Origin of the sequence: Stieleria sp. (genome assembly GCF_041595215.1) — a bacterium.
GTDB lineage: Bacteria > Planctomycetota > Planctomycetia > Pirellulales > Pirellulaceae > Stieleria > Stieleria magnilauensis.
Genome location: NZ_JBFHKV010001104.1, coordinates 1 through 2,764 on the forward strand (window position 1 = coordinate 1; position 2,764 = coordinate 2,764).

Sequence of the window (2,764 nt, forward strand, 5' to 3'; positions counted from 1 at the left end):
CTTGGGCGTAACAGCAAGCGTATTTCCGCATCAGGATCGTGCCTTTTTCTTCGCCGAAGCGTTCTTTGACCAGATCGTAGTGATGCATCATGCATTGACGTTGTTCTGGCAGACTGGGTTCCGGCGGGATCGGTTGGCCGCGGAGTGCGGCGGCGGCTTGCGAGAACAGCCACGGGCGGCCGAGGCAAGCGCGGGCGATCATGACGCCATCGACGTCATAGGTCTTGAAGGCGTGAACAACTTTTTCGGGCGAGTCCAGGTCACCGTTTCCGATCAGCGGAATGTTTCGAAGGTGGGCCTTGATTTCGCTGATGCGATCCCAGTCGGCATGCCCGCGAAACATGTCTTTGGCGGTGCGGCCATGAACGGTCAGCGCCGCCGCACCGGCCTCTTCGACCACCCGAGCGACTTCGTTGCAATTGACCGAATCGGGGCTGCAGCCGAGTCTGATTTTCGCGGTCACGGGCGTCGGCGCGCACGCTTTAACCAGTTGCGAAATGATCTCGAACATCCGGCCCGGCGTTCGCAACAGGTAGCTGCCGCTGTGTGCTTTTTCGGTGACCTGGCGGACAGGGCAGCCGAAATTTATATCCACAACGCTGACCTGGTACTCCTCGACCAACCGCCGACCGACCTTGGCCATCGTTTCCGGATCGTTGTCCCAGATCTGGACCGCCAGTGGGCGGGGTTCTTCGGCCACACCCCACAAGCGTTCGGGATGTTCGGCTTCGTTTTCGTCCATCCAGACAAAGCCGCGGGCGTTGACCATTTCGGTCGCGATCAATCCGGCGCCGCCATATTCGCGGACCATTTGACGGAAGGCGGCGTTGGTAAAGCCCGCCATCGGGGCTTGCAGGATCGGCGGATCGACGACCAGATCGCCGATCCGAAACGCGGGTGGGGGGAAGGGACGTGACATGGCTAAAGCTTTCGCGGGAGGTGATTCCCCGTCACTCTAAAACGCACGCGACCAACTGGCAATGATTGAATAGTCCGTCTCCAACTGGATTCCGTCCAGGTCTTGCGCCAACGTGGGCACAATTTCCAGGTTCAAATAATTTCCTTTCCAGTTCAACTGGCCACCGATCCCCAGGTTGTACCAGTATCCGCCGCGAAAGCTTTCGACGTTGGTGCTGATCCCCGCGTCGGGCGTCTGCGGATCGGCGCCATCAATGTTGTCACGCCAAACGTGTTCCCCGCGCAGTGACAGGGCGAACGCGTCGCAGACCAGGTATTGGGTCCACGTGTTGAGGCGGACTTCGGCACCGAGACGGTAATCGCGATAGTTCTTGCCCATCGGCAGATCGGACTGGACCTGCCCCCCCCAGCTCCATTGGTCGGCGAAATACCGCACGGTCATGCCGGGGCGTGCGTTGAAGGTCCCGCTGCCCAGTCGCATCGGGTAGGGCAGCGGTTGAGACATCATGCCACCGGTCGGCGTCGACGTGGTCCGAAAGATATCGCCGGTCGGAACAGACCCGCCCAGGTTCAAAATCCAATCGCAACGCTCGGTGCTGTACAGCCGGAGCAGCGCGCCCAGGGCCGTGTCACCGAAACCGCTGTTATGGGTCGTGAATTCGGTCCCCGCCCCGGCCGGGTTCATCGGGCCGCGGATGTGATCCATCGTCAAACTCGGCAACATAAACATCGTGTACAGCGTCACATTGTCGGTGGCACCGTACATCACGTGGGTCATGTGCATCTCCATCGTCATTTGCGTGGGAGCGGCCATGCGATTGGTCATCGGCGAGCTCGTCGCGCCGAAAGCGATCGCTTCGGAATCGCTGACGGTCCGATCGCCGATCCGATTGTCTTCCATGTACATGTTCATGTACTTGTACTCGACCATCCACTCGCCCTTTTCATGCACATGATCGCCCGCGATTCCGGCCGGGCCGTGTTTGTCCGCCAGCGATTTTCGTCCGGGATGGTCGGCGATCGAGGCGGACGTGGTCAAAAACAGCGACGCAACAGCCGCGAGAAGATGATAGGGTTTCACCGTCATAAGAAAGCATCCGTGCTGGGAAATCCATGCTGGGAAAATCGAGTGACGAAGGTCTTCGCTAGATCGACCTCCCGGACGGCAAGTTTCAGCTGCCGCCATTGGAGCGTTGACAATCGGCATGATCTGACCAAACCGACTGCCCGCCCGGGCGAACTTGAATCTTGCCAAACTCGGGTCGACTCGCCGGTCGCGCCTTTGCTATAGCCGCTAGGGTGGTGCCAAAATCAGGCACCGGGGCTTCCAGGGATTGGACAGCCAAACTTCGCAAAACACCGTATCTTTCCGAGTTTGTCGAAACTGAGACAGCCCGGTCGCAACGGTTGGCCATTGACGCAGGACGGATTCGACTGATGGGCGTGATCTTCGGTTTACCGGTTGTTTCGATTTTCATCTTCATCGCCGCAGGGCTGCTGCTCGGGCATCTGTTCTGGTACCGAGACACCAGCGGCTTGGACCGCAGGGTCCGTGAACTGGAGGACGAGCTTGCAACGGCGGGCGGCGACTCATCCAGCCAACACGGCGAGCTGCTTTCACTCCAGCGGTCCTTCGACGAGCAACGCGACGATCTGGAACGCGCCCGCGAGGAAGCCGCATCGTTGCGCCAGGAAAACGCGACACTGGAAGCATCCATCGAACTGACCCGCGACAACGCGGCTCTCGAAAACAGTGACTTACAGCGCACCGAAGAGCAGCTGCAAGCGTTGCGAGACGAATACGATGCCCTGAAAGCCGAGCACGAACAGACGCTTGCGGACAGGC

Annotated in this window: 3 protein-coding genes; 1 reads left to right on the plus strand and 2 read right to left on the minus strand. The window is 59.7% G+C overall.

Annotated elements, in window-relative coordinates:
- Both ABX749_RS28510 and ABX749_RS28515 read right to left on the minus strand, forming a co-directional pair.
- Positions 1-919: tRNA dihydrouridine synthase (locus ABX749_RS28510; protein ID WP_372899019.1), on the minus strand; the 919-nt coding region annotated here is incomplete at its 3' end.
- 36 nt (positions 920-955) lie between these two features.
- Entirely contained in the window at positions 956-2,005 is a 1,050-nt protein-coding gene (locus tag ABX749_RS28515) for a transporter (RefSeq protein WP_372899020.1), read from the minus strand.
- A gap of 350 nt (positions 2,006-2,355) precedes the next feature.
- Between ABX749_RS28515 and ABX749_RS28520 the strand changes: the two genes are divergently transcribed.
- On the plus strand, positions 2,356-2,764 hold a 409-nt coding region (locus tag ABX749_RS28520; RefSeq protein ID WP_372899021.1), incomplete at its 3' end, for a hypothetical protein.

What these genes read in the sequence shown, in the direction of transcription:
- ABX749_RS28515 (WP_372899020.1), bottom strand. Translation starts at nt 2,005, where the DNA reads ATGACGGTGAAACCCTATCATCTTCTCGCGGCTGTTGCGTCGCTGTTT.